Source organism: Streptomyces mutabilis (genome assembly GCF_014649815.1).
Taxonomy (GTDB): Bacteria; Actinomycetota; Actinomycetes; order Streptomycetales; family Streptomycetaceae; genus Streptomyces; species Streptomyces mutabilis.
Genome location: NZ_BMTT01000055.1, coordinates 1 through 3,408 on the forward strand (window position 1 = coordinate 1; position 3,408 = coordinate 3,408).

4 protein-coding genes and 1 pseudogene are annotated in these 3,408 nt (G+C 67.3%); 3 read left to right on the forward strand and 2 right to left on the reverse strand.

Going from position 1 to position 3,408, the window contains the following annotated elements; translation table 11 throughout:
- A pseudogene (locus IE142_RS34435) lies at positions 1–275 on the reverse strand (hypothetical protein); the annotation flags it as partial.
- Entirely contained in the window at positions 272–430 is a 159-nt protein-coding gene (locus IE142_RS34440; protein WP_191889374.1) for a hypothetical protein, read from the reverse strand. The gene IE142_RS34440 and the pseudogene IE142_RS34435, both read right to left, overlap by 4 nt.
- A gap of 66 nt (positions 431–496) precedes the next feature.
- On the opposite strand from IE142_RS34440, the gene IE142_RS34445 reads away from it, so the two are divergent.
- Genes IE142_RS34445 through IE142_RS34455 form a run of 3 tightly spaced genes read left to right on the forward strand, consistent with a single transcriptional unit; the run spans position 497 to position 3,051 of the window.
- Entirely contained in the window at positions 497–1,453 is a 957-nt protein-coding gene (locus IE142_RS34445) for an ATP-binding cassette domain-containing protein (protein ID WP_191889375.1), read from the forward strand.
- Complete coding sequence (locus IE142_RS34450; protein ID WP_191889376.1) at positions 1,450–2,244, forward strand: ABC transporter permease; 795 nt, start codon at positions 1,450–1,452, stop codon at positions 2,242–2,244. The genes IE142_RS34445 and IE142_RS34450 overlap by 4 nt, the downstream gene beginning before the upstream one ends.
- 12 nt (positions 2,245–2,256) lie before the next feature.
- Positions 2,257–3,051 carry a MerR family transcriptional regulator gene (locus tag IE142_RS34455; protein ID WP_191889377.1) on the forward strand — a complete coding sequence of 265 codons (795 nt, stop codon included), beginning with the start codon at positions 2,257–2,259 and terminating at the stop codon, positions 3,049–3,051.
- Positions 3,052–3,408 lie beyond the last annotated feature (357 nt).

Consider the following 3,408-nt stretch of genomic DNA (forward strand, 5'->3'; position numbering starts at 1 on the left):
TAGAGGTGCAGGTTCCGCCACCCGTGGACGCGGGCCATGTACGCGGCGGCGGCCTCGATGATGTCGGCCCACCGCTGGTGTCCGAGGACGACGAAGCCGATCGGGAAGAGGCTGTCCTCGGTCGGGTCGTCGATGCCGGTGACGTACAGGTTGCGATGGACGATGAAGCCGTTCTCCGCTGCGTCCTCGCCGGGCGTCCAGAGCTGTTCAGCGGGGTGCATCGTGCCGTCGTCGCCCTCGCTGGTCACGAGGTCGTACAGGGGCGTGGTGGTCATGCGCTCGCTCCATTGCTGGTGTCGGCCGCCTTGAGGACGCGCGGCAGGTGGACGTGGAGGTGTTCGACGTCGACCTGGCGGCCGCGGTCCCGAAGTGCTCGGGCCAGGAGTTCGGTGAGACCACTGGCACTTTTCCGGACTAAGGAATCGATCACTGGGTGGAGGCCATGTAGCCGCAACAGTTGACCCTGACGCAGGGGCAACCTCTCAGCATGGTCGGCATGACGACAAGAACCAGTGCGATCGAGGTCGCCGGGCTGCGCAAGTCGTACGGCGACCACGAGGTGGTCGCCGGAGTCGACCTGACCGTCCCCGCAGGCACCGTCTACGCCCTGCTCGGACCCAACGGGGCTGGCAAGACCACCACAGTCCGGATCCTGTCCACGTTGCTCCCTGCGGACGCCGGTGAGGCTCGGGTCGCCGGGTACGACTTGCGCCGCGAGGCAGACCAGGTTCGTGCGTCGATCGGAGTGACCGGGCAGTTCTCCGCCGTGGACGAGTTACTGACCGGGCGGGAAAATCTGCGGCTGATGGCCGACCTCGGTCACCTCGAACGGCGCTATGCGGAAAGTGTGGTGGAGCAACTGCTGAAGCGGTTCCACCTGGTTGATGCCGCCGACCGGCGCGCGGTGACGTACTCCGGCGGTATGAAGCGGCGGCTGGACCTGGCCATGACCCTGGTGGCCGGGCCTCGGCTGATCTTTCTCGACGAGCCGACCACCGGCCTCGACCCGCGCAGCCGCCGTGACCTGTGGGGGATCGTGCGGGAGCTGGTGGCCGACGGGGTGACCGTCTTTCTCACCACCCAGTACCTGGAGGAGGCCGACCAGCTCGCCGACCGGATCGGTGTGCTCGACGGGGGCCGACTGGTCGCCGAGGGCACCGCGGCCGAGCTGAAGCGGCTGGTCCCCGGCGGTCATGTCGCGCTTCAGGCCGCCGACAGTGAGCGGCTGGCCGAGTTGGCGCGCCAGTTCCCCGGGGCGAACACGAACGCCGCGGCGCTCACCCTGACCCTGCCGCACGACGGCAGCCTCACCACTTTGCGACGGCTGTTGGCCGGGATCGACGACGACGCGGTCACCGGGCTCGCCGTGCACACCGCGGACCTGGATGACGTATTCCTGGCTCTGACCGACCACTCCACCGCCGACGAGTCTCCCGAGGAGGTGTCGGCATGAATAGCGCGACGTATGCCGTCCGCGATTCGGCGACCATGCTGCGCCGCAACCTGAAGCACATGGCCAGGTACCCATCGCAGACGCTGATGCTGATCGGCCTGCCGCTGTTGTTCCTGCTGCTGTTCGTCTACGTCTTCGGAGGCACCATGGGCGCCGGTCTGCCCGGAGCCCCGGCGGGGGACCGCGGCGACTACCTGACGTTCATCACTCCGGGGATCTTGGTGATGGCGGTGGCGAGCGTGTCCATCAGCACCGCGGTCTCGGTCGCCACCGACATGACAGGCGGAATCATTGACCGGTTCCGAACCATGGCCATCGCCAAGGTCTCGGTGCTCACCGGCCATGTGCTGGGCGCGATGGTCCAGACTGCGCTAGCCCTCGCCACGGTCTTCGGGGTGGCGTTCCTGCTGGGTTTGGAGACCGCCGCCTCGGCGATGCAGTGGTTGGGCCTTGTCGGGCTGCTCGCGCTGCTGTCGTTCGCGATGACCTGGTTCACCGTGGCGTTGGGGCTGGCCAGCCCAAACCCGGAGGCCGCGAGTAACTGGCCGATGATCTTCATACTGCTGCCGTTCGTGGGCAGCGGGTTCGTGCCGGTGGAGTCGATGCCGACCGGGCTGCGGTGGTTCGCCGAGTACCAGCCGTTCACGCCGATCATGAACGCTTTCCGCGGTCTGCTGGCCGGATCGCCCGATGGTTCGGACATGCTCTGGGCCATCGGCTGGTGTGTGGTGATCGGGCTGGTCGGCTACCTCTGGTCGCGGCGTCTCTACCGGACCCGGGCTGCGAACTAGGAGACTGGTCTGATGCTGACTATCGGCGAGCTGGCGTCGTATGCCGGAGTGACGGTGCGCGCGGTGCGGCACTATCACGCCAAGGGGCTGCTGCCGGAACCGGAGCGGGACCACTCCGGCTATCGGAGGTACGGCGCCGACGCCGTGGTCGAGTTGGTCAAGATCCGGACCCTCGCCGAGGCCGGGGTCCCTCTGGCGCGCGTGCGGGAGCTGCTCCAGGCAAACGAGGAGGAGTTCGCCGCGGCAGTCGCAGATATCGACAAGCGGCTGCGGGCGGAGATCCGGGAACGGCAGCGACACCGCGAGCGGATCGCCCGCCTCGCCTCCGGAGACAGCCTGGCACTGCCCCAGGAAGTGGTCGACTACCTTGACAGGCTGCGGGCGCTCGGAGTCGACGAACGGATCGTCCAAGTCGAGCGCGACGGCTGGATCCCGCTGGCCGCGCGCTCACCCGAGCGCGTCCCGGAGTGGATGGCACGCAAGCGGGAGCAGATAGCCAACCCGCAGATCATCGACTTCTATCTCACCCTGGGCAAAGCTCTCGACGGCACCGACGACGACCCACGGCTCGTCGAACTGGCCGACAAGCTGGCCGCCTACATCACACAGATGGCCAACGAGCAGGGCGAGTTCTACGTCGACGACACCGGCATCGAGCCACCGTTCGCCGAGCTGCTGGATACACATGTGTTTGACACCCTGCCGCCGGCCCGTCGGCTGATCGAACTGCTGACGAAGCGAGGCTGGACCGGCTGGACCAAGCTTGAGCGCGTGAACCCAACCCAGGGTGCGGCCGGAACACGGTAGGAAGACGCTGCGGTGCGGCGTTTTTACCGGGTGGGCCCTGCTGGTGTTCACCGCCCCAGCTGGCATCTGCGACGTCCCAACGCCACGTGCACCTGAGGTTCAGTGTGCTGAACCTCAGGTGCACGTACCGCCGTATACGTCACGGACTTGGAGTGTCGGTGAAGATGGGCATGCCGAGGTCGACCAGTTGGGGGCGGCCGTCAGTGGGGGTCCGGTTGAGGCTCGTGAGCTTGGCCATGGCGGCGTTGAGGCTGACCTGGAGTCCTTCGACCTCGCCGAGCCAGCCGTTGGCGCGGCGCTGTCACGTTGTTGGGCGGGCGGTCTCTGATGGTGAGTCACGACCTGATGGGGCCTGGT

What these genes read in the sequence shown, in the direction of transcription:
- IE142_RS34455 (WP_191889377.1), top strand. Translation starts at nt 2,257, where the DNA reads ATGCTGACTATCGGCGAGCTGGCGTCGTATGCCGGAGTGACGGTGCGC.
- IE142_RS34445 (WP_191889375.1), top strand. Translation starts at nt 497, where the DNA reads ATGACGACAAGAACCAGTGCGATCGAGGTCGCCGGGCTGCGCAAGTCG.
- IE142_RS34450 (WP_191889376.1), top strand. Translation starts at nt 1,450, where the DNA reads ATGAATAGCGCGACGTATGCCGTCCGCGATTCGGCGACCATGCTGCGC.